Here is a 20,100-nt window from a genome sequence, read left to right on the forward strand (position 1 = left end):
CGGGATGACCCTCAGGCCAACCGTGCCCCCAGTGTCAGCCCAGCCAGGACTCTGTCGCGGTCGGGGGGTACACCCCCCGATTCGGGTGTCGCCGCCGCGTCTGCGCGCTAGTAGCGGGCGTTACGGGGCAAGGGCTGGCAGCTGGGGCAGGTGAAGCTGGAACGGTTCATGAAGCAGTCGCGGCGGATCGGGCTGCCGCAGCGCGAGCACGGCAGGCCGGCCCGGCCGTAGGCGGTCAGCTCCCGCTCGAACAGCCCGCTCACGCCCTCGGTCGAGACGTAGAGCCGGTCGAAGGACGTCCCGCCGGCCGCGAGCGCCGCCGTCAGTACCGTCCGCACATCGGCGAGCAGGCGGCGCGCTTCGCTCGCGCGCAACGTCTCCGTCGGCCGGGCGTAGTGCAGCCTGGCCGCCCAGAGCGCCTCGTCGGCATAGATGTTGCCGATTCCGCTGACAAGCCCCTGGTCCAGCAGCGCCCGCTTCAGCCCGGTGCGCCGGGCGGCCAGGCCGGCGACGAAGGCGTCGTCGTCGAACAGCGGGTCCAGCGGGTCGCGGGCGATATGCGCCATCGGGGCTGGCAACGCCGCTCCCGCCTCGTCGACCAGCATGTGGCCGAAGGTCCGCTGGTCGACGAAACGCAGCTCCCGGCCGCCGTCGGTGAAGGTGAACCGAATCCGCAGGTGCGTCTGGTCGGCAGCGCCGGGCGGCACGACGAGCAGCTGCCCGCTCATGCCCAGATGCCCGAGCAGCGCGTCGCCCTCGCAGGGCCCGGCGAGCGTCGTCGCGGCGGCCAGGGCGAGACCTGGGGGCTCGGGAAGCGGAGCTGGAGCCGGGTCTGTACCGGCGGAGAGCGCGAGCCACAGGTACTTGCCGCGACGGCGGGCGGCGTTGACGGTCTGGCCGGTCAGGACGCCCGCGAAGTCGGCGCCGCCGCCGGTGTGGCGCCGCACGGCCCGCGGGTGCAGCACCGTGACTGTGGCGATGGTCCGGCCGACCACGCCGCGTTCCAGGCCGCGCCGGACGACCTCCACCTCGGGGAGCTCGGGCACGTCCTAGCCCGGATCGAGCACGCGCGCGGTCGCGCCCTCTGGCCCCAGCGCGGCGGCATCGGCCGGCTGGGCAACCGCGTCGGCCCGGTCAGGCTCGTCCAGGCCAGGCTCGGGCGGGCGGGGCCCCTGGCCGTCACCGAGCACGCCGTCCGCGGCGACCAGATCCGCGCCGCCGTCGCCCGCGGACTCCAGTTCCCCGTTGCTCGCTGCGGTACGGCCTTCGAGCGCGAGGAAGGCGCGCTCGGCGGCCCGCTGCTCGGCCTCCTTCTTGCTGCCGCCCTCGCCCTCGCCGTAGATCCGGTCGGAGATCCGGGCCCGGGCGGTGAACCGCTTGGCGTGGTCCGGGCCGGAGTCGGTGACGACGTAGTCCGGCGGGCCCATCCCCAGCTCGGCGGTGCGCTCCTGCAGCGAGGTCTTCCAGTCGAGCCCGGCGCCGCGGCCGGCCGCCACGTCGAGCAGCGGGTCGAAGTACCGGTGGACCAGCTCGGCGGCGACCTCGAGCCCGAGCTCCAGGTAGACCGCGCCGATCAGCGCCTCGAGCGTGTCCGCGAGGATGCTCGCCTTGTCCCGCCCGCCGGTCGTCTCCTCGCCCTTGCCCAGCAGCAGATAGGGCCCGATTCCCTTGGGACCCATGACACGCGCGACGTCGGCCAGCGCGCGGCTGTTCACCACCGAGGCGCGCTGCTTGGCCAGCGCTCCCTCGGGAAGGTCTGGGTGGCGGTTGTACAGGGCGTCGGTGACCACCAGCTGCAGGACGGCGTCGCCGAGGAACTCCAGCCGCTCGTTGGTCGGGAGCCCGCCGTTCTCATAGGCGTACGAGCGATGGGTGAGGGCGCGGTCGAGCAGGTCCGGACTGAGGCTCAGTCCCAGCGCCGTGAGCAGGCCGGCGCGCAGCTCGGTCACCGCCGCGCCGCGGCTGGCGGAGTGGCGGGCCCGGTCCGGCCCGGCGCTCCTGCGCTCGCCCGTTCCCGCGCTCACAGGGACAGCCCCGCGAGTGCCCGGCGCCGCGCGACCAGCCGCGCGAGCTCGGCGCGGATCTGGCCGACCAGCCCACCACGCCACACGGTCGCCGCGGTCACCAGCGCCGCGGGAAGGCCGGTGGACAGGTCGTCCGGACCGCCGACCGGATCGCCCGCGCGCACCGCGAGGCCGTCCACCCCCAGCACGATCGTCCCCCCCTGCAGGTCAGGGCCGGCCGGACTGCGCCAGGCCGGGTCCAGGCTCCCCGATGCGTCCGGGCCGGCCGTCGACGCCCGCACGGCGCGCAGGCAGGACAGGAGCACGTCACCGGTGAAGCCGTCGGTCACCACCACATCGGGGCGCGGCAGGTCCGAGCCGTTCGCGGCGACCAGGGACCCCGCATCCACCTGGCCGAGGTAGTCGACGCCCAGCGTGCCGAGCAGCTCGTGCGCGGCGCGGCGCACCGTGTCGGGCAGCGCCGGGCGGGCGGCGAGCAGACCCACGCGCGGCTCACCCGCGCCGGCCCGGACCCGCGCGTAGGCGGCTCCGGCGAGCGCGAACTGGGCCAGGTCGTCCGAGGTGACGTCGACGGACCCACCCGCGTCGCAGAGCACGACACCAGCCGGCTCACCCGGGCGGCTGACATCGACGACGGCCGCGAGCGAGGCCCGGGTAGCTCCCGGAAGCAGGCCGAAGGTGAACTGGGCCGCCGCCGCGATCGCTTCCAGCGGGGCCACCGAGACCATCGCGTCCGCCTTGCCGTCCCGGACGAGCCGGGCGGCGACGCGCACGCCACTGTCCCGACGGGCCCGCACGTCACGGACCGCGCCAGCGCCGGCGGGGATACCCCGAGCGGCGGTGACAACGTGTACCCGGTCACCCGTCAGGATGCCGCGCCCGGCCAGGTCGTCGGTCGTCGAGCCCGGAGGGACGACGAGCGTCACGACCAGTTCGGGGTCAGCGTCCAGCGCGGCGGGAAGGGAGTCCAGCACCAATTCGGGCTGGGCCCCTTCACCGAGGAGATCTACGGCGACGCGGGTCACGTCGAGATCAGACGTCGAGCACCTGTCGGTCGCCGTACCGGCCACAGGTCGGGCAGGCGTTGTGCTGCCGGATCACGTGGCCACGCGGGCACTTCGACAGGGCGGGAAGGACAGCCTTCCACTGCGAGCGCCGAGAACGCGTGTTGCTGCGCGACATCCGCCGCTTCGGGACGGCCACTAGGACTTCTCCTTCGTCTCCCGCGCAGCGGCGTCGCCCGCGGTTCCAGCTTCGGTCAGTGCCGACAGCGCCGCCCACCGGGGGTCAGCGCTGTCATGGGAGTGGTTCGGCTCCACGTCGGCCAGCCGGGCGCCACAGTCGACGCACAGGCCCTCGCAGTCCGGGTCGCACAGCGGCGACAACGGCAGGTCCAGAACCAGCGCGTCGCGCACCACCGGCGCCAGGTCGAGGTGGTCGTCCACGACGACGAGGACGTCCTCTTCATCGTCGTCGATCTCTTCGGCCCGGTCCGGGTAGTAGAACAGCTCCCGCAACTCGACGGTGACCCCGTCGCGGACCTCGTCGAGGCAGCGCGCGCACTCGCCCACCAGGTCGGCGGACGCGGTGCCGCTGACCAGCACGCCTTCGAGAACCGACTCGACCCGCAGGTCCAGGTCGACGGGCCCGCCGGCCGGGACCCACAGCATCGGGGTCCCCATGTCCTCCGCCGCCGGCACCTGAACCCGGACAGGCCGCATCGCCCCGGGCCGACGGCCGAGCTCGCGGATGTCGAGCACGAAGGGGCCACGCGGGGTCTGGCGGCGGGGTCGATGTCCGGTCATGGCGGCGCGGGTCACGAGATCTCGTCAGGTTGAGCAGGTGTGTGGGTGGAACGCGCACCGACGCCAAATGGCTTCGGGCACGGGTTACAAGCCTATCTGATCGAACCCCGCAACCTCGACCCACCACCGGACCGCCTCGAGATCTAGTGAGGTCCGAGGCCGTGGTTCGCAACCCCCGCACCGAAACGGCACCAGGATCTCAACCCTGGACAGCCGCTCGCCTCGGATATGCAGGCCTTCAGGAGATCAAGGTTGGGCCGGGCGCGGAGGGTCCGGCCCGGTGCCGGCGACAGGGCGCGCAGGCGCCCTTCGAGCGGCGCCTTATAGGCGCTCCCGCAGGTGCTTGAGGACGACGTCGGGGACCAGGCCAGCCACGTCGCCGCCGTACCGGGCGACTTCCTTGACCAGGCTGGACGACAGGAACGCGTACTGCGGGTTGGTGCTCATGAAGAGCGTCTCGACCCCGGCAAGCCGGTGGTTCATCTGGGCCATCTGCAACTCGTAATCGAAGTCGCTGACGGCCCGCAGGCCCTTCACGATCGACTGGATGCCGTGGGCTCGGCAGAAGTCGACCAACAACCCGTGGGAGGACTCGACGACGACCTTGCCGGCGGCCTGCGGATGATCTCTAACCGCCTGCCGGATGAGGTCCATGCGCTCCTCCACCGTGAACAGGGTGGACTTGCCTTTGTTGATCAGGACGGCGACGACGACCTCATCGAACTGGGTGCTGGCCCGCATGATGATGTCGAGATGGCCGTTCGTGATCGGGTCGAAGGAACCAGGACAGACAGCCCTCCTCATGATCGAGAACCGTACCAGAGGACGGCTTCTCCATACCCGCGCGAACGGACCTCGACGAGGCCGTCCGGCCAGTGCGGAGCGGCCGAACGGCGGGCCCGCTCGACCACACAGACACCGTCCCTATCCAGCCAGCGGCGATCAACCAGCCGGGCCAGCACCTCGCCCAGCCGAACGTCGTCGAGCGCATACGGAGGGTCCAGGAAGACCACGTCGTAAGCCTGCCCGGGAGTGGCGTCCACCACACGTTCGACGGCGCCGACGACGATCTCGGCCCCGGCCAGTGCCAGCTCGGCGGCGTTGCGGCGGATGACCTGGGCCGCCTTGGGATCCCGCTCGACCAGCAGCGCGTGCGCGGCCCCCCGGGACAGCGCCTCAAGACCGACGGCACCGCTGCCCGCGTACAGGTCGGCGACCCGCGCCCCGGCTAGGTCCACCAGGCTCGCCAGCGAGTTGAAGAGCCCCTCGCGGGCCCGGTCCGAGGTCGGCCTGGTCCCCTGCCCCGGTGGCACCGCCAGCCGCCGGCCACCGGCGGCACCGCCGACGACCCGCGTCATCCCTTCTCCAGGAACTCGACCGGCCGGTCGTCCAGGGCGAGGCCGACCAACCGGCCCAGCCCGGGATGCGCGGCGAGTTCCGGATCGGCGGCGACCAGCCGGGCCGCCTCCTCGCGGGCGTCGAGGATGAGCCGCTCGTCCTTGAGCAGCTCCAGGAGCCGAACGCCGCGAGCCCGGCCGGACTGGCTCGCGCCCAGCACGTCGCCCTCCTTGCGCTGGCCGAGGTCGAGCCGGGCGAGCTCGGCGCCGTCGGTGGTCGCTGCGACGTTCGCGAGGCGCTCCGTCGCCGGGGTGTCCCCGTCGACCTCCGTGTGGAGCAGGCAGACCCCGGCGGCCTGCCCGCGCCCGACCCGGCCACGCAGCTGGTGCAGCTGGGAGACGCCGAACCGGTCGGCATCCATGATCGCCATCACGGTGGCGTTCGGGACGTCCACCCCGACCTCGATCACCGTGGTCGCGACCAGGACGTCCAGCTCGCCGACGGCGAACCTGGTCATCACGGAGTCCTTGACGTCGGCCGGCAGCCGGCCGTGCAGCGCGGCCAGCCGCAGGCCCGCGAGCGGCCCCTCGGCCAGCCAGGGCAACAGCTCCTCGACCCCGGCGCCAGCCAGCGAGCCGTCCTCGGCCGGGATCGTCACCGGCCGCTCGGCGGCCTTGCCGGCCCGGCGCGGCGCGTCGGAGGCCTCGTCGTCGCCGGCCCCGGCCAGCTCCTCGTCGTCGCGGCCGACGGCGACCGAGCTGATCCGCGGGCACACGACGTAGGCCTGGTGGCCGGCGGCGACCTCGTCCCGGATCCGGCCCCAGATCCGGTCCCGCCAGGCCGGGTGCACCGCGGCGTCGACCACGAACGTCGAGATCGGCTGACGGCCGGCCGGCAGCTGGGTGAGCGTCGAGACCTCCAGGTCGCCGAAGACGGTCATCGCGACCGTCCGCGGGATCGGCGTCGCCGTCATGACCAGCACGTGCGGCGGCTGGGCGGCCCTGGCCCGCAGCGCGTCCCGCTGTTCCACCCCGAACCGGTGCTGCTCGTCGACCACGACGAGGCCGAGGTCGTGGAAGGCCACTCCCTCGTGCAGCAGCGCGTGTGTCCCGATCACCAGGCCGGCGCTGCCGTCGGCCGCGGCGGCGAGCGCCTCGCGCTTGGCGCGGGCCCCGACCGAACCGGTCACCAGGGCGGCCCTGGTCGCCGGCGGGGTCTCGTCGAGCTCGCCGGCCCGGCCGAAGCCGCCGAGCAGGTTGCGGATGCCGCGGTAGTGCTGGGTCGCCAGCGTCTCGGTCGGCGCCAGCAGCGCCGCCTGGCCGCCGGCGTCGACGACGGCCAGCATCGCCCGGACCGCGACCACCGTCTTGCCGGACCCGACCTCGCCCTGGAGCAGCCGATGCATCGGAGCCGGCTGGGCGAGCTCCTCCTGGATCGTCGTGCCCACGTCCCGCTGGCCTTCGGTGAGCGCGAACGGCAGCTGGCCGTCGAAGGCATCGAGGATGCCGCCCGGGCGCGCGGGCCGGGCCACAGTCGCCATGGCCGAGATCGCGCGGCGGCGCTGGGCCAGGATCACCTGCAGCGTGAGGGCCTCGTCCCACTTCAGCCGGCGGTGGGCCCGCTCGACGTCGCCGCGCGACTCGGGGCGGTGCGCCAGCTCGTACGCGGTGCGCAGGTCGACGAGTCGGTAGCGGGCGCGCAGGTCGTCCGGCAGCGGGTCGGGCAGCTCGGCGATCGTGTCCAGCAGGACCCGGACGCAGCGGCCGATCAGCGGTGACGCGACGCGCTCGGCCGCCGGGTAGATCGGCACCAGCGCCCGGGCCCACCGGTCCGGGTCGTCGCCCGTGTCCTCGTCGTCGAGCGGGTTGGTCTCCGGGTTGACCATCTGCAGCTGGTTGCGGAACCGGTCGACCTTCCCGGAGAACGCGGCCACCGAGCCGGCGGGCAGCCGGCGGGCCGGCGACCGGCTTGGGTTGAAGTAGGTGACGGTCATCTGGGCGGTGCCGTCGGTCACAGTCAGGACGTCGAACCGCCGGCCGGTGCGGGCCTGCCGGCTGTCGTGCTTGACGACCTTCGCGTGCACGGTGGAGACCTCGCCCTCGACGAGATCACGTAGGTTCGTCAGCTCGCCGCGCTGGTGGTAGCGGCGCGGCAGGTGGTCAAGCAGGTCGGCGACGGTGACCAGGCCGAGCGGGCGCTCGGCCAGCCGCTTGGCCATCCGTGTCTCGACCACGCGGGTCAACGGAGTGTCGAGCTCGATCACGAACCCGATACTGCACCCGACCAGCGACAGTCCCGCGTCGAGCAGCGGCCGACGGGGCCGGGCCAGGGCCACGACCCAACTACGTCATCGTTGGGGTAGCCTTCTGTGAGCACCACCGCGTCCGGCGTCGCAGGATGAGTCTGACTCCTGCCCATGCGCCCTGGGCACGGGGTGCGAGCCGCGCCAGCGGCGGGTCAGTGCGGCCGGAGCCCCGGCCGTCGATCAATCAGCTACTTCTTGGCGGAGAGTTCCTCGTGTCTTCGGTGTGCGACGTCTGCGGCAAGGGACCGGGCTTCGGTATGTCGGTCTCCCACTCCCACCGGCGCACGCGGCGGCGCTGGAACCCCAACATCCAGACGGTGCACGCCCTCGTCGGGCGCACCCCGAAGCGCCTCAACGTGTGCACCTCGTGCATCAAGGCGGGCAAGGTGACGCGGGCTTAGGTCCCGCCGCCCCCGGTGCGGCACGCGCACCGGGACGCTCCAGGTTTTCCCGACAAGGCGCCGTCACAGACGTGGCGGCGCCTTGTCGGCGTGTCCGGACCCGTCCGGCGCCCGTCGCGGTCGTCGCCGGGCGGCCCGACCGGCGATGCGGTACGGGGTGCCCAGTGCGGGAGGCCGCCCTGGGCGTGCTGATATGTGAGGGATCGGTTTTCACACGTAGCACGGGAGTGCCGCCATGCCCCAGACCTTGCCGGATCTCGCCGCGTTCAGCCTCGAGGAGCTGGTCGCCTACACCGGCGAACTCTCGGATGACGCGTTGGCCGAGCTGATGGGCGGACCGGACCGGTCCACGCTGCTCGACGAGTACTTCGGCCGGATCGCCCGCCAGGCCATCCCCGAGAAGATCAAGGGCCAGGACGCGGTGGTGCACTTCCACATCACCGAGCGGCCCGACGGCGGGGTCGACCACTACGAGATGGTGGTCCGGGACGGCGCCTGCGCGATCAGCAAGCACGTGGTCGAGTCCGCCAAGGTGACCGTGACTTTGGACGGCGTCCGCTTCATCAAGCTGATCAGTGGCAAGGCCGACCCGACCAAGTGGTTCCTCACCCGCAAGCTGAAGATCAGCGGTGACATGATCTTCGGCGGCAAGGTGATGAGCTGGTTCGACATCCCCACCCCGTGACGCCCGCCGGCCTCGGCTAGCGAGGTCGGCCGCCGCCGGGCCAGCCTGACACGGGCTGGCCCGGCCCCTCGGGATGGCGCCCGCCGTCAGCCAGCCGTGGGCGCCGACGGCTGCGTCGTCGACGCCGAAGCGGCGGCCGTCGCCGCGGCGGCGGCCCGCCAGCGCCAGCCGTGGTCGACCGGCCCGATCCCCGCGCCGAGCGCGAACCCGGTGCGCAGCGCGCCGGTGACGTAGTCCTTGCCGGCCCGCATGGCGCCCGGCACGTCCAGTCCCATGGCGAGACCCGCGGCGATCGCGGACGCGAGCGTGCAGCCGGTGCCGTGGGTATGCCGGTTGTCCGCCCGAGCGGCCCGCAGGACGACCTCGGTCGTGCCGTCGGTGAGCAGGTCGACAGCCTCCCCCGGCAGGTGGCCGCCCTTGATGACCACCCACCGCGGCCCGAGGTCGAGCATCGCCCGGGCCGCGCGCCACAGGCCCGCCTCGTCGCGGACCTCGACGCCGGTCAGCAGCGCCACCTCGTCGAGGTTCGGCGTCGTCACCGTCGCCATCGGCAGCAGCTCGTCGCGCAGCACCGCCACCGCCTCGGGCGCCAGCAGCCGGTGGCCGTGCTTCGAGACCCCGACCGGGTCGACGACCAGCGGGGCCACCAGCCCGCGCAGCTCAGCGGCCACGGCCCGGACCAGCTCAGGGCTGGCCAGCATCCCGGTCTTCACGGCGTCCACGCCGATGTCCTGGACGACCGAGGCGATCTGCGCCCGGACCGCCTCGACCGGCAGTTCCCAGACGCCCTGGACGCCGACCGAGTTCTGGGCGGTCACCGCCGTCACCGCGGTCATCCCGTGGACACCGAAGGCCGCCGCCGTCTTCAGGTCGGCCTGAATTCCGGCGCCGCCCCCCGAGTCGGAACCGGCGATCGCCAGCACCCGGGGCGGCGCGGCGCCCGGCTTGGGAATGGCCACGAAATCCGAGGTCAGCACCACTTCGCCGCCTTCGCGGCCAGCACGGAAGACCGTTTGCCGGCCGTCGGGCCGCTCGGCCCGGATATCGTCCGGAATGTCATCCTGGTCACATTTTCCTCCACCCCGGAGCGGCTTCCCGCGATCGGCCGCACCACCGCGCTCGCGCGCCGCCGGACCGCCGGTCGCCCTGTCAGTTTGCCCACAAGAACCCACATGCGCGCTTGGCCTGGCAAACGTCGGGTGGTATCAATCACAGACCGGAGGCCTAGATTGCGCCCCGGTGGTGGCGCAGACGCCTCGACCGGAGCCCTTCGGGCTGTACGGCGTCACGGAGACTCGCGCGTTCACAGCAGTTCCTTCGGCTGGGAGCCTCTCACGGAGGCCGATTGCCTGTTACCGTCTGTCGGCCCGCGTACTTCTGCTCGGCGGGCTGTGGGCGTTCGACAGGCGCGCACTTGACCGAAGACATAGGCCCGCACCTGGCCGAACGTCACAGGCCTACACCTGGCCGAACTTCACTGCCTCAACTTGGCCGAATGGCACTGGCCTGGAGCTGGCCGGCGGAAACTGGCCGGCACTCGGCCGGAGGGAACTGGGAGCGTCTGTGGTCCACGCGTACATCCTCATCCAGACCGAGGTCGGCAAGTCCGCGTCGGTGGCCAAGGAGATCGAGCAGATCCCCGGCGTCACGCAGGCGGAGGACGTCACCGGGCCATATGACGTGATCGTGCGGGCCGAGGCGAGCTCCGTCGACGACCTGGGCAAGCAGATCATGTCCCGCGTGCAGGCGGTCGAGGGAATCACCCGGACGCTGACCTGCCCCGTCGTGCACTTCTGACCCGGTGCGAGCCACCCGGCGGGTGGTCGTGCCCGCATTGCTGGTGATCGCTCTCTGCGGCTGCGGCGGCGGATCCGGCCCGGTCCAGGTGACGGGAGCGCCGACACCGACGGGAGCGGCCGCCGCGTCCTGCCGGGCCCTGCTGGCGGCGCTCCCAGACTCGCTCGGCAAGGGCCTCGACCGACGGGAGGTCAGCCCGCCCGGGGTGTTCGCCGCCGCCTACGGAAAGGCGCCCGTCGTCCTGACCTGCGGGGCCGACGGTGTGCCCGCCACCTACCAGAAGACGTCGGACGTCGCCCAGGTCAACGACGTGAGCTGGTTCTCCGAGGACGCATCCGGCCGGACCCGCCTGTCGACGCCGACCCGGCGGCCCCAGGTGACGATGCTGCTGCCCGGTGACGCCCAGCCCTGGGACCTGCTGGTGGCGGTCGCCTCGGCGGTCCGTGCCCACACCACCTCCACGGTCCCGGAGACGCCAGCCCCATAGGCAGATCCCCTCAACGCAGGCCGCTGCCACGGCGCAGCGCCACCTGGATGAGGCGGTCGACCAGATCGGGGTAGTCCAGGCCGCTGGCCGCCCACATCCGGGGGAACAGCGACGACGGGGTGAAGCCGGGCATCGTGTTCACCTCGTTGAGGACGACGCCGCCGGCCGGGGTGAGGAACACGTCCACCCGGGCGAGCCCGGCGCAGTCCAGCGCCAGGAACGCGGCCGCGGCCGCCGCCCGCACCCGGTCGGCGGTCCCGGCCGGCAGGTCGGCCGGGACGTCCAGCCGGGTCGCGTCCGACGAGTACTTGGCCTCGAAGTCGTAGAACCCGGCGGCCGAGTCGATGACGATCTCGGCCGGCAGGCTGGTCTCGGGAGGCCCGCCGTCGAGGGTGTCCAGCACCCCGCACTCGATCTCCCGGCCGACGATCGCCGCCTCGACGAGCACCTTCGGGTCCGACTCACGCGCCGTTTTGATCGCGGTGTCCAGGTCCGCCCAGGCGTCCACCTGGCTGATCCCGATGCTCGACCCGCCCCGGGCCGGCTTGACGAAGACCGGCAGGCCGAGGCGCGTCTTCTCGGCCTCCGAAAGCGCCTCTCCCGCGCGCAGCACCGCGTACGGGCCGACCGGGAGGCCGGCCGCGGCCAGCAGCGTCTTCATGTGCTGCTTGTCCATCGCCGCGGCGCTCGCGAACACCCCGGAGCCGACGTATGGCAGCCCGGCCATCTCCAGCAGGCCCTGGATCGTCCCGTCCTCGCCGTACGGGCCGTGCAGCAGCGGGAAGACGACGTCGACGTCCAGGTCGCCGAGCCCTCCGGTCACCACCGGCGGTCCGCCGGCCGCGGGCCCCACTGCGACCAGCGAGGCCCCGTTCGGGTCAGGCGGCAGGACAACCCCGCGCCCGGAGTCCGGCCGGACCTGGGGCAGCTCCTGGCCGACGCCCGCCAGCACCGCCGGATCGTCAGGAAGCACGAGCCACCGGCCGTCGGGCGCAATGCCGACTGGTACGACCTCGTACTTCGTACGGTCGACCGCGGCCAGTACTCCGCGCGCGGACACACAGGAGATCGCGTGTTCGGTGCTACGCCCGCCGAACACGATCGCCAACCGGTGCCTGTCCGCGAAGCCAGCCATGCCGGGGACAGTAGCCGACCGCCGATTGCGTACGAGTGAACACGGGCGCTAGGTCCGCATTGCCCGAACGTCGCAGGTCCGCCCGAGGCACCACCACCGAAGAGCTCCCACGATCGACCGCGCGCCCGGACGACGCGGGTGGGGCGGACCCGGCACGATGAGGCCATCTACCCGCCTACCCGCGGCGCGAGCGAATCGGCACCCACAGTCGCGGCCGGGGTCGTCACGTGACCGGCCGGCGACCAGCCTGTTGCGCGCGATTGACGCTCCATAGCGGCCGTGTGGCGCAGACGTGGGCGCGACGTGGCGTCCCTCCCGCGCCGCGCGGCGCCGGGCCTCCTGGCCGGAGCCGTCTGATTGAATTCCAGAGGCCGATCGTCCCCTCGGGCCACCCGGGCGCAGCCGGAGTGCTCGCGCCCGGCCCGGGAACCGACCCTGATCGACCACGCCGAGGCGGGCCGTCGCGCTCGCCGCCGTCGAGCGGTCTCGCGGGACCCAGCCACGTCCGCACGGTGGACAGCCGGAGCTCGAGAACCGATCCGTAGGAGGCCGACCCGTGCCCCACACCTCCCCGATCGACGACCTCTCCGCAGGCCGGGCTGATCGCCAGCCCGGCCAGCGGCCCGCGGCCGGCAGCTCCCTGAGCTTCGCGACGGGCGGTGACCGGCACCGGTACCGCATCGTCGGCGGCCAGCCGCTGTTCGGCTCGGTCGAGGTGTCCGGAGCCAAGAACTCGGTGACGAAGCTGCTGGTCGCCACCCTGCTGACGGACGAGCCCTGCATGCTGGCCCGGGTGCCGCGGATCGTCGAGGTCGACGTCGTGCTCGGCATGCTGGCCGAGCTCGGCGCCGAGGTGGAGTGGCTGGACGACCACCGGGTCCGCATCCAGACCGCACGGATCACCGACCCGTCGCTGTCCGAGATGTACTCCGGGGTGAACCGGATCCCGATCCTGATGATGGGCCCGCTGCTGCACCGGGTCGGCGAGGCGGTCGTGCCGCTGCCCGGCGGCTGCCGGATCGGCAAGCGCCCGGTCGACTTCCACCTGGCCGGCCTGCGGGCGATGGGTGCCGAGATCGTCGAGCAGCTGCGCTCCGTCCAGGTCAAGACGCTCGGGCTGCACGGCGCCCACGTCGAGCTGCCGTTCCCGAGCGTCGGCGCCACCGAGAACCTGCTGCTCGCGGCCGTCCGGGCCAAGGGCACCACGGTGATCTCCAACGCCGCCGTCGAGCCGGAAGTCATCGACCTCATCCTGTTCCTGCAGCAGATGGGGGCGCTGGTCGACGTCGAGGTCGACCGCACGATCGTCGTCCAGGGCGTGGAGCGGCTACACGGCGCGGACCACACCGCGATCCCGGACCGCATCGAGGTCGCCTCGTTCGCCGCCGCCGCGGTCGCGACCAACGGCCGGGTCGACGTCAAGGGCGCGCGGCAGGAGCACGTCGCGACGTTCCTGAACCACCTGCGCCGGATCGGCGGGGAGTTCAGGGTCACCGACGACGGGATCAGCTTCTACAAGGACCGCGAGCTGACCGCGACCCACGTCCAGACCGACGTGCACCCCGGCTACATGACCGACTGGCAGCAGCCCCTGGTGGTGCTGCTGACGCAGGCGCAGGGCGCGTCGGTGGTCCACGAGACCATCTACGAGGACCGGTTCGGCTACACCCGCCAGCTCAACGCCATGGGCGCGAGCATCGCGCTGTCGACGAGCTGCCTGGGCGGCAAGGTGTGCCGGTTCGCCTCCCGGGACTTCGAACACTCGGCGGTCGTCTCCGGGCCGACTCCGCTGACCGGCGGCGACCTGGAGATCCCCGACCTGCGGGCCGGCTTCGCCTACGTGCTGGCCGCCCTCGTCGCGAACGGCACCAGCACCATCTCCGGCACCCGCTTCCTGGAGCGCGGCTATGAGGATCCGATCGGCAAGCTGCGCTCGATCGGCGCCATGATCGAGACGATCCCCGTCGCGCTGCCGGCCCAGCCCGCCACCGGCGGCTAGGACGACACGACGGGCGCGGCCGCGCGAAACTCCGGCCCTGGCTCGCGGCTCATCAGCTCCTTGACCGCTTCCAGCGGCGGCAGGCCCTCGTAGAGGACCCGTTCCACCTGCCGGCTGATCGGCATGTGTACTCCGAGCCCGTCCGCGAGCGCGAGCAGCGGCCGGCAGGACCGGACGCCCTCGGCGACCTGCCGCTGCTCGGCCAGCGCCGCGTCGAGCGTCATCCCCCGGCCTAGCTTCTGGCCGAAGGTCCGGTTGCGCGAGCGCGGCGACGCGCAGGTGGCCACCAGATCGCCCAGCCCGGCCAGGCCGGCGAGGGTGCGCGGGTCCGCGCCCATCGCCACGGCGAACCGGGTCGTCTCGGCCAGCCCACGAGTGATCAGCGACGCGAGGCTGTTCAGCCCGAACCCGAGGCCCTCCAGCATCCCGGCGGCGAGCGCGATGACGTTCTTCACGGCGCCGCCCAGCTCACAGCCGACGACGTCGGCGTTCGTGTACGGCCGCAGGTAGGGCGTCCAGCACGCGGCCTGCACCTGGGCCGCGGTCGCGGGCGACACGCTCGCCACCACGGTCGCCGCCGGCTCCTCGGCGGCGATCTCGCCGGCCAGGTTCGGCCCGCTGACGACGGCGATCCGGTCCGGGCCGATGCCGGCCACCTCGCCGATCACCTCGCTCATCCGCCGGCAGCTGCCGTCCTCGACGCCCTTCATGAGGCTGACGTAGACGGCCGACGGCTCGACCAGCGGCGCCCACGCGGCGAGGGCCGCGCGCAGCCCCTGGGACGGCACGGCGAGGACCACCAGGCCGGCGCCGGCCAGCGCCTCGGCGGGGTGATGGGTCGCCCGGACGAGATCCGGTAACCGGACGTCGGGCAGGTACCGCGGGTTGCGATGGTCGGTGTTGATGGCCGCCGCGAGCGCCTCGTCCCTGGTCACCAGCGTGACCCGCCGGCCCGCGTCCGCCAGGATCTTCGCGAACACGGTGCCCCACGACCCGGCCGTGAGCACGGCGGCCGCCCGCGGGTGCCCGGCCGTGGGCCTGCGCTGACTCACGTGGGGTTCAGAGCTTCCGGCGTCGGGGTGCGGCGACGACGGGAAAGGCGCGCTGTCACTGCCGTTCGTCGTCATGCCGCCGCAGTCTCACCCACTCGTCACCCGGTCGTCGACCATCCCTGCTGGTGGCCGTGGCGCCGACGCTATGTCAACGAGGCAGCCCAGGCGTCGGTGCCACCGCCGGCGTCACTGTGGCACGTCCACCTACGCGGCCGGCGTGGGCCGCTCGAACGAGGCAGCCCAGGCGTCGGTGCCGCCAGCGGCGTCACTGTGGCACGGCCGGTGCTGGAAGCCCGAGGCGCCCATCTGCCCCTACGGTTGCCCTATCGTCGGAACGTGGCGGTCTGGCGACCCGAGGGGTGGATCGTGGTGCTGCCGTTGAAGCGGCTCGGCGCGGCCAAGAGCCGCCTCGAACATCCGGACCGGGCAGCGCTCGCCCTCGCGATGGCGACCGACACGGCGGCGGCCGCCGCCGCGGCCGGGCCCGACCTGGTCGCCGGCGTCCTGCTCGTCACCAACGACCCCGCGGCGAGCGCCGCCATCGCGAGCGGTGGCCTGGCCGAGTCGGACGACGGTCCGGCGGCGGTCGTCGCCGTCCCCGACCTGCCCGACCGCGGGCTGAACCCGGCGCTGCGGCATGGCGCCCGAGTCGCCGCCCGCCGCTGGCCCGGCCATGGCGTCGCCGCGCTGTCCGCCGACCTGGCCGCGCTGCGCCCCGGTGAGCTTCGGGCCGCGCTGCTGGCCGCGCCGTCGGCGGGCCGCGCGGTGCTCGCCGACGCCGCCGGCACGGGGACGGTCCTGCTGTGCGCGGCGCCAGGCGGCCCGCTGCTGCCGTATTTCGGCGTCGACAGCCATGCGCGGCACGTCCGCTCGGGCGCGCTCGACCTGACCGAGCCACTCGCGGCGGCGGTGCCGGGCCTGCGCCGGGACGTCGACACGGTCGCCGACCTGGCCGCGGCCCGGCTGCTCGGCGTCGGCCCCGCCACCCGGGCCGTCCTGGACAGCGCCGCGGCGAACGCGGGCTGACCGGGCGCCATGACCGAGGCCGCCCGAGGGCCGTGGCCGGTGCCGCCGGTCCGCCCGGTCCTGCTGTCACACGTGCACGACCCCGCGACCACGCCGGTCTTTCCCGGCGACCCGCCGTTCACCCTGACGCGCGCGGCCACGATCGACGCGGACGGCTACTACCTGTTGTGGGTGAGCTCCGGCGAGCACACCGGGACGCACTGGGGCGCGCCGGCGCATTTCGACCCGGCCGGCCTGCGGGCCGACGAGCTGGACGCCGACGACCTGTTCCGGCCGGCCGTTCGGCTCGACGTCCGGGCGGCCGTGGCGCGCGACCCGGACTACCAGGTAGGCGTCGCCGACCTGGCCGCGTTCGAGGCGGCCCAAGGGCCGATTCCGGCCGAGGCCGCAGTGCTGGCGTGGACGGGCTGGTCGGACCGTTGGGGTACGCCGGCCTACCCGAACCTCGACGGGCGGGGCCGCGTCCACCAGCCGGGATTCGCCCTGGCCGCCGTGGAGTGGCTGGTCGAGACCGGCCGGCTGGGCCGGCGGGGCGCGCTGGGCACCGACACCTTCGGCCCGGACCCGGGGCTGGACACCGGCTACGCCGTCTCGCGCCTGCTCTACCGGGAGCGCCGGATCTCGCTGGAGAACCTGACGAACCTCGGGGCGCTTCCGCCGACGGGCGCCTGGGTGCTCGCGGGCGGCACCCGCAACCGCGCCGGCTCCGGCTCCCCCGCGACCGTCTACGGCCTCCTGCCGGCCTCTGGCGCCTCGTGAGCGACGACGACCGGGCCCGGGTGCGGCGGTTCGGTCGGGTGCGCCAGCACGGTTGGGCGCAGCAGCGGGCTCAGGGCGGCCAGCGGGGCCGGACGGGCGAACAGGTAGCCCTGCCCCAGCTCGCAGCCCAGAAGGGCCAGGTCGGCTCGCTGGGCCCGCCGCTCGATCCCCTCGGCGACCACCACGGCTCCCAGTGACCGCGCCACGGTGATCACCGACCGGCCGAGCCGGGCCGCGCGGCCCGGCCCGAGCGGGTTCTCGATCAGGCCGCGGTCCAGTTTGACGATGTTGACCGGTAGCTGGTGCAACGCCGCCAGGGTGGTGTGACCGGCGCCGACGTCGTCCATCGCGACCGACGGCCCGAGCGCGCGGACCGCCTCCAGCACCCGGGCGGCCGCGGCGAGGTCGCGGATCCGGGCCGTCTCGGTGATCTCGATGACCAGCCGGCTCGGGTCCAGCCCGCTGACGCCGAGCGCCCGGCGGAACGCGTCCAGGAGCGCCGGATCGGACAGCCGGCTGGCGGAGACGTTGACGTGCAGCCGCGGGGCCCCCTCGCCCGCCACACCGGGCATGCCGGCGGCCACCTCGGCGCAGGCCCGGCCGAGCACGAACTCGTCGAGCGCCGTCACCAGCCCGCCGTCCTCGGCCGCCGCGACGAAGGTCAGCGGCGGCACCGGCCCGCGGCCCGGTTCGGTCCAGCGGGCGAGCGCCTCCAGCGCCACGACCGCGCCGTCACTGAGGCGCACGATCGGCTGGTAGTGCACATCGAAGCCGGCGACGTCCCAGCCCTGGCGGCTGGCCGTCGCGAGGGACGCCGCGAGCCGGGCCTCGAGGCTGCGGCCGTCGCCCACCGCGAGCGGCGCCCCGGCCACCGCCGCGGTGGCGGCCCGGGTGACGACCGAGGTCCTGCCTCGTTCGCGCGGGCCGTTGACGCCGTGGCGGCGCCGGGCGAGGACTACGCCCGCCTCGCCGCCCAGCCCGGTCCCGCTGAGGCCACTGAGGGCGCCCAGATCCACGGTGAGCGGGGTGGAACGCGCAACGGTGGCCAGCGCCAGCGCGGCCAGCAGCGGCGCGGCCAGCGCGCCGGCCGCCACGGCCAGGCGTGCCGACGCCACCGTCGGCGCCGGGCCCAGCCCGACGCGGGCCAGCTGGGTGAGGGTCCAGCCAGCCAGCACCAGCATCAGGCGGCCGAGCCGGACCCGCTCGCTCCCGGAGGCCCGCCACAGCGACCAGCCGGCGACCGCGGTCGCCGCGCCACCGGCGCCGGTGGCGCCGGCCTCGACGACCGTCACCCCACTGTCGTCGGTCAGGAGCTGGGCCATCCCGGCGACGAGCGCGGCGACGAGCGGCACCAGGGCGGCCGACCGGGCCGGCGTCGAGGGCACCGGCAGCGGCACCGCCGAGGGCAGCCCGACCGCCGCGGGCAGCGCGGAGGGCGCGGCCGGACGCAGGCCACCGGCGCGGAACAGCGGCGCCGCCGGGGCGGCCAGGGGCAGGTCGGCACCGAGTGCCCCGGTCATCCTCGCCCCCAACGACACTGCGGCCGCCGGCCCCGATGGCATGACCGAGCCCAGCGAGACCGCCGCCACCGCGGCAGGGTCCACGGCATCGATGTGTGTCACGGCCTGAGCCGCCCCTCTCATCCCGCACCCGTCGACCGGCCGGTCACCGCCGGCCGGCGGTGACCGGCCCGCCTGCCGCGCCGCCACACACGGCGGTGCCAGCGGTCACCGGTCGGGTGCCTGCCCGCCTACCAGGGCAGCGGTGCGCGGCGACGGCGATGCCGATCGTGCATCCGGGCCATCAACTGTCGACACGCACCGTATCTGTATCGTCACTGCGCACCGTATCGGGTAACGAATGAATCGCAACCAGTCGCCGAAGTGACGATCAGCCAGCCAATCCCGCCCCGCCTTGCCAGGCCGGCATGACCCAGATCGTCGGGCCGGCATGTCGCGGGCCGCCCCCGGCGTGTCGCGGCGGGCTAGCCGTCGAGGCTGACGATCTCGACGCGCTGGCCGGCGACGAGCAGGCCGCGGCCGCGGCCCCGGTACACGCCCGAGGTCGGCATGACGTCGTGGTAGTCCCGGCCGGTGGCGATCGTCACGTACCGCCGGTCGGCGAGTCGGTTGTGGCACGGGTCCAGCGCGACCGCCGCGGCGCCTGCGCCACCGAGCGCGCCAGGGCCGCCGAGGCCACGGGACCGGCCGGGCGCGGGCGGCGCCCAGCCGTCGGGAAGCACCACCTCGACCCAGGCATGCGACTCCCCGTCGCCGACCAGGTGCCCCAGCACGTACCGGGCCGGCAGGCCGGCTGCCCGACACAGCGCGATCATCACGTGGGCCTGGTCCTGGCAGACGCCGGCGCGACCGGCCACCGCCTGCGCGGCCGTCGTCCCGACGGTGGTCGAGCCAGGCCGGTAGGCGATGTTCTCGAACACCCAGGCGCAGCACCGGCGCGCGGTCGTCAGCGGGTCCGGGCCGGTGAGCCGGCTGGCGACGGCGAGCAACGTCTCGTCCGGCGCGGTGAGCGCCGTCGCCGCCAGCAGCCGCCGACCGGTCAGGGCACTCGCCGGCAGCGCGGGCCAGGTGACCGCCGGACCGCGCTCGACGATCGCCGCGGCCTCGAAGTCGAGCAGGCCGGGCACCTCGTCGAGCGTGACGGTCGCGGCCCGCAGCCCGTCGGGCCCGCGCTCCCAGCTGACCCGGGCCGCCGGCGCCGAGACCGTGAGCTCCCCGTGCCGGGAGATCTGGTCACCATGCCGGTTCGGTGGCAGCACGACCAGCCGGTGCACGAGGTCGCGGGCCGGTCCGTCGTAGGTGTAGCGCAGCCGCTGGCGAATGCGGTAGGTCACCAGGCTCGCGGCCGCGAGCCGCGCCTCGTCGACGGCCAGCGGCTCGGCGCCCCAGATCGCGGCCGCTGGGGCGGAGGCCGCGCCGGCGGTCGGCGGGGCGGCGGTCGCAAGGGCTGGGCGCGGCCGGGGCAGCAGATCCTGCACGGCTACGCACCAGTCCCTTCGGTCGACGTCGGACCCGCTGGCGCGGCCGGCGGCCCGCCACTGACAGGGTCAGGCGACGCCGGCCTTCCGAGAGGAGGAGAGATCCGGCCGCGCGGGCAGCCCGCCAGAATCGATGGTCCGCCAGCGGTGTTTCCCATGCGTTAACGGACCTTATCGCCACCGTCCAGCAACTGGCCCCCGCCCGTACCGGCGGCCGGCTCGGCTCGCCCGTGGGCTCGACGGCCCGTGCCCGGGCTGGCTCTCGCGCCGCTGGCTCGCGGCCCGGTCA

The 20,100-nt window shown here is 74.0% G+C and carries 20 protein-coding genes; 7 read left to right on the plus strand and 13 right to left on the minus strand.

Annotated features, from left to right (window positions below; genetic code table 11):
- Positions 1-107 precede the first annotated feature (107 nt).
- The 8 genes from mutM to FRADC12_RS07540 all read right to left on the minus strand — a co-directional run bounded on the left by mutM (position 108) and on the right by FRADC12_RS07540 (position 7,430).
- Entirely contained in the window at positions 108-1,046 is a 939-nt protein-coding gene (gene mutM / locus FRADC12_RS07505) for a bifunctional DNA-formamidopyrimidine glycosylase/DNA-(apurinic or apyrimidinic site) lyase (RefSeq protein ID WP_045876111.1), read from the minus strand.
- A 3-nt stretch (positions 1,047-1,049) separates the two neighbouring features.
- Entirely contained in the window at positions 1,050-2,024 is a 975-nt protein-coding gene (gene rnc / locus FRADC12_RS07510; RefSeq protein ID WP_045876112.1) for a ribonuclease III, read from the minus strand.
- Entirely contained in the window at positions 2,021-3,049 is a 1,029-nt protein-coding gene (locus FRADC12_RS07515) for a phosphate starvation protein PhoH (protein WP_045876113.1), read from the minus strand. Before FRADC12_RS07515 ends, rnc begins: the two co-directional genes overlap by 4 nt.
- Before the next feature lie 7 nt (positions 3,050-3,056).
- Positions 3,057-3,305, minus strand: a complete 249-nt coding sequence (gene rpmF / locus FRADC12_RS07520) for a 50S ribosomal protein L32 (protein WP_502685236.1) — start codon at positions 3,303-3,305, stop codon at positions 3,057-3,059.
- A complete protein-coding gene (locus FRADC12_RS07525) occupies positions 3,227-3,829 on the minus strand; it encodes a YceD family protein (RefSeq protein ID WP_045879222.1) in 603 nt (200 codons plus the stop codon). The genes rpmF and FRADC12_RS07525 overlap by 79 nt, the downstream gene beginning before the upstream one ends.
- A 321-nt stretch (positions 3,830-4,150) precedes the next feature.
- The gene (gene coaD, locus FRADC12_RS07530) at positions 4,151-4,633 is read right to left on the minus strand and encodes a pantetheine-phosphate adenylyltransferase (protein WP_045876114.1); all 483 of its coding nucleotides are present in this window, start codon (positions 4,631-4,633) and stop codon (positions 4,151-4,153) included.
- Positions 4,630-5,187: a 16S rRNA (guanine(966)-N(2))-methyltransferase RsmD gene (gene rsmD / locus FRADC12_RS07535; protein ID WP_045876115.1), complete on the minus strand. Its 558-nt coding sequence runs from the start codon at positions 5,185-5,187 to the stop codon at positions 4,630-4,632. Before rsmD ends, coaD begins: the two co-directional genes overlap by 4 nt.
- On the minus strand, positions 5,184-7,430 hold the full coding sequence (locus tag FRADC12_RS07540) for an ATP-dependent DNA helicase RecG (RefSeq protein WP_045879223.1): 2,247 nt from the start codon (positions 7,428-7,430) through the stop codon (positions 5,184-5,186). Before FRADC12_RS07540 ends, rsmD begins: the two co-directional genes overlap by 4 nt.
- Positions 7,431-7,684: 254 nt before the next feature.
- On the opposite strand from FRADC12_RS07540, the gene rpmB reads away from it, so the two are divergent.
- Together rpmB and FRADC12_RS07550 are read left to right on the plus strand one after the other, a co-directional pair.
- A complete protein-coding gene (gene rpmB, locus FRADC12_RS07545; protein WP_007516655.1) occupies positions 7,685-7,873 on the plus strand; it encodes a 50S ribosomal protein L28 in 189 nt (62 codons plus the stop codon).
- Between the two features lie 235 nt (positions 7,874-8,108).
- Positions 8,109-8,558 carry an SCP2 sterol-binding domain-containing protein gene (locus FRADC12_RS07550; protein WP_052710751.1) on the plus strand — a complete coding sequence of 150 codons (450 nt, stop codon included), beginning with the start codon at positions 8,109-8,111 and terminating at the stop codon, positions 8,556-8,558.
- Between the two features lie 86 nt (positions 8,559-8,644).
- On the opposite strand, the gene thiD is transcribed toward FRADC12_RS07550, so the two are convergent.
- Positions 8,645-9,538 carry a bifunctional hydroxymethylpyrimidine kinase/phosphomethylpyrimidine kinase gene (thiD, locus tag FRADC12_RS07555; protein WP_198152820.1) on the minus strand — a complete coding sequence of 298 codons (894 nt, stop codon included), beginning with the start codon at positions 9,536-9,538 and terminating at the stop codon, positions 8,645-8,647.
- Between the two features lie 583 nt (positions 9,539-10,121).
- Between thiD and FRADC12_RS07560 the strand changes: the two genes are divergently transcribed.
- Complete coding sequence (locus FRADC12_RS07560) at positions 10,122-10,355, plus strand: Lrp/AsnC family transcriptional regulator (RefSeq protein ID WP_013422242.1); 234 nt, start codon at positions 10,122-10,124, stop codon at positions 10,353-10,355.
- A 28-nt stretch (positions 10,356-10,383) separates the two neighbouring features.
- The gene (locus FRADC12_RS07565) at positions 10,384-10,842 is read left to right on the plus strand and encodes a DUF3515 family protein (protein WP_232303665.1); all 459 of its coding nucleotides are present in this window, start codon (positions 10,384-10,386) and stop codon (positions 10,840-10,842) included.
- A 10-nt stretch (positions 10,843-10,852) separates the two neighbouring features.
- Here the strand turns inward: FRADC12_RS07565 and FRADC12_RS07570 are convergent, their stop codons facing one another.
- Entirely contained in the window at positions 10,853-11,977 is a 1,125-nt protein-coding gene (locus tag FRADC12_RS07570) for a D-alanine--D-alanine ligase family protein (protein ID WP_045876116.1), read from the minus strand.
- A gap of 640 nt (positions 11,978-12,617) precedes the next feature.
- Here FRADC12_RS07570 and murA point away from each other — a divergent pair.
- Positions 12,618-13,976: a UDP-N-acetylglucosamine 1-carboxyvinyltransferase gene (gene murA / locus FRADC12_RS07575; protein WP_045879227.1), complete on the plus strand. Its 1,359-nt coding sequence runs from the start codon at positions 12,618-12,620 to the stop codon at positions 13,974-13,976.
- Here the strand turns inward: murA and FRADC12_RS07580 are convergent.
- The gene (locus FRADC12_RS07580; RefSeq protein ID WP_045876117.1) at positions 13,973-14,983 is read right to left on the minus strand and encodes an NAD(P)H-dependent glycerol-3-phosphate dehydrogenase; all 1,011 of its coding nucleotides are present in this window, start codon (positions 14,981-14,983) and stop codon (positions 13,973-13,975) included. The genes murA and FRADC12_RS07580 overlap by 4 nt on opposite strands.
- 411 nt (positions 14,984-15,394) lie before the next feature.
- On the opposite strand from FRADC12_RS07580, the gene cofC reads away from it, so the two are divergent.
- Positions 15,395-16,054 carry a 2-phospho-L-lactate guanylyltransferase gene (gene cofC, locus FRADC12_RS07585; protein ID WP_045879228.1) on the plus strand — a complete coding sequence of 220 codons (660 nt, stop codon included), beginning with the start codon at positions 15,395-15,397 and terminating at the stop codon, positions 16,052-16,054.
- Positions 16,055-16,063: 9 nt separating this feature from the next.
- A complete protein-coding gene (locus FRADC12_RS07590; protein ID WP_045876118.1) occupies positions 16,064-16,813 on the plus strand; it encodes a cyclase family protein in 750 nt (249 codons plus the stop codon).
- Here FRADC12_RS07590 and FRADC12_RS07595 read toward each other — a convergent pair.
- Both FRADC12_RS07595 and FRADC12_RS07600 read right to left on the minus strand, forming a co-directional pair.
- Positions 16,780-18,435 (minus strand): EAL domain-containing protein, encoded by a 1,656-nt coding sequence (locus tag FRADC12_RS07595; RefSeq protein ID WP_232303666.1) that lies wholly within the window; start codon positions 18,433-18,435, stop codon positions 16,780-16,782. The genes FRADC12_RS07590 and FRADC12_RS07595 overlap by 34 nt on opposite strands.
- Positions 18,436-18,797: 362 nt before the next feature.
- The gene (locus FRADC12_RS07600; protein WP_349305851.1) at positions 18,798-19,811 is read right to left on the minus strand and encodes a transglutaminase family protein; all 1,014 of its coding nucleotides are present in this window, start codon (positions 19,809-19,811) and stop codon (positions 18,798-18,800) included.
- Positions 19,812-20,100 lie beyond the last annotated feature (289 nt).

This window comes from Pseudofrankia sp. DC12, assembly GCF_000966285.1.
GTDB lineage: Bacteria > Actinomycetota > Actinomycetes > Frankiales > Frankiaceae > Pseudofrankia.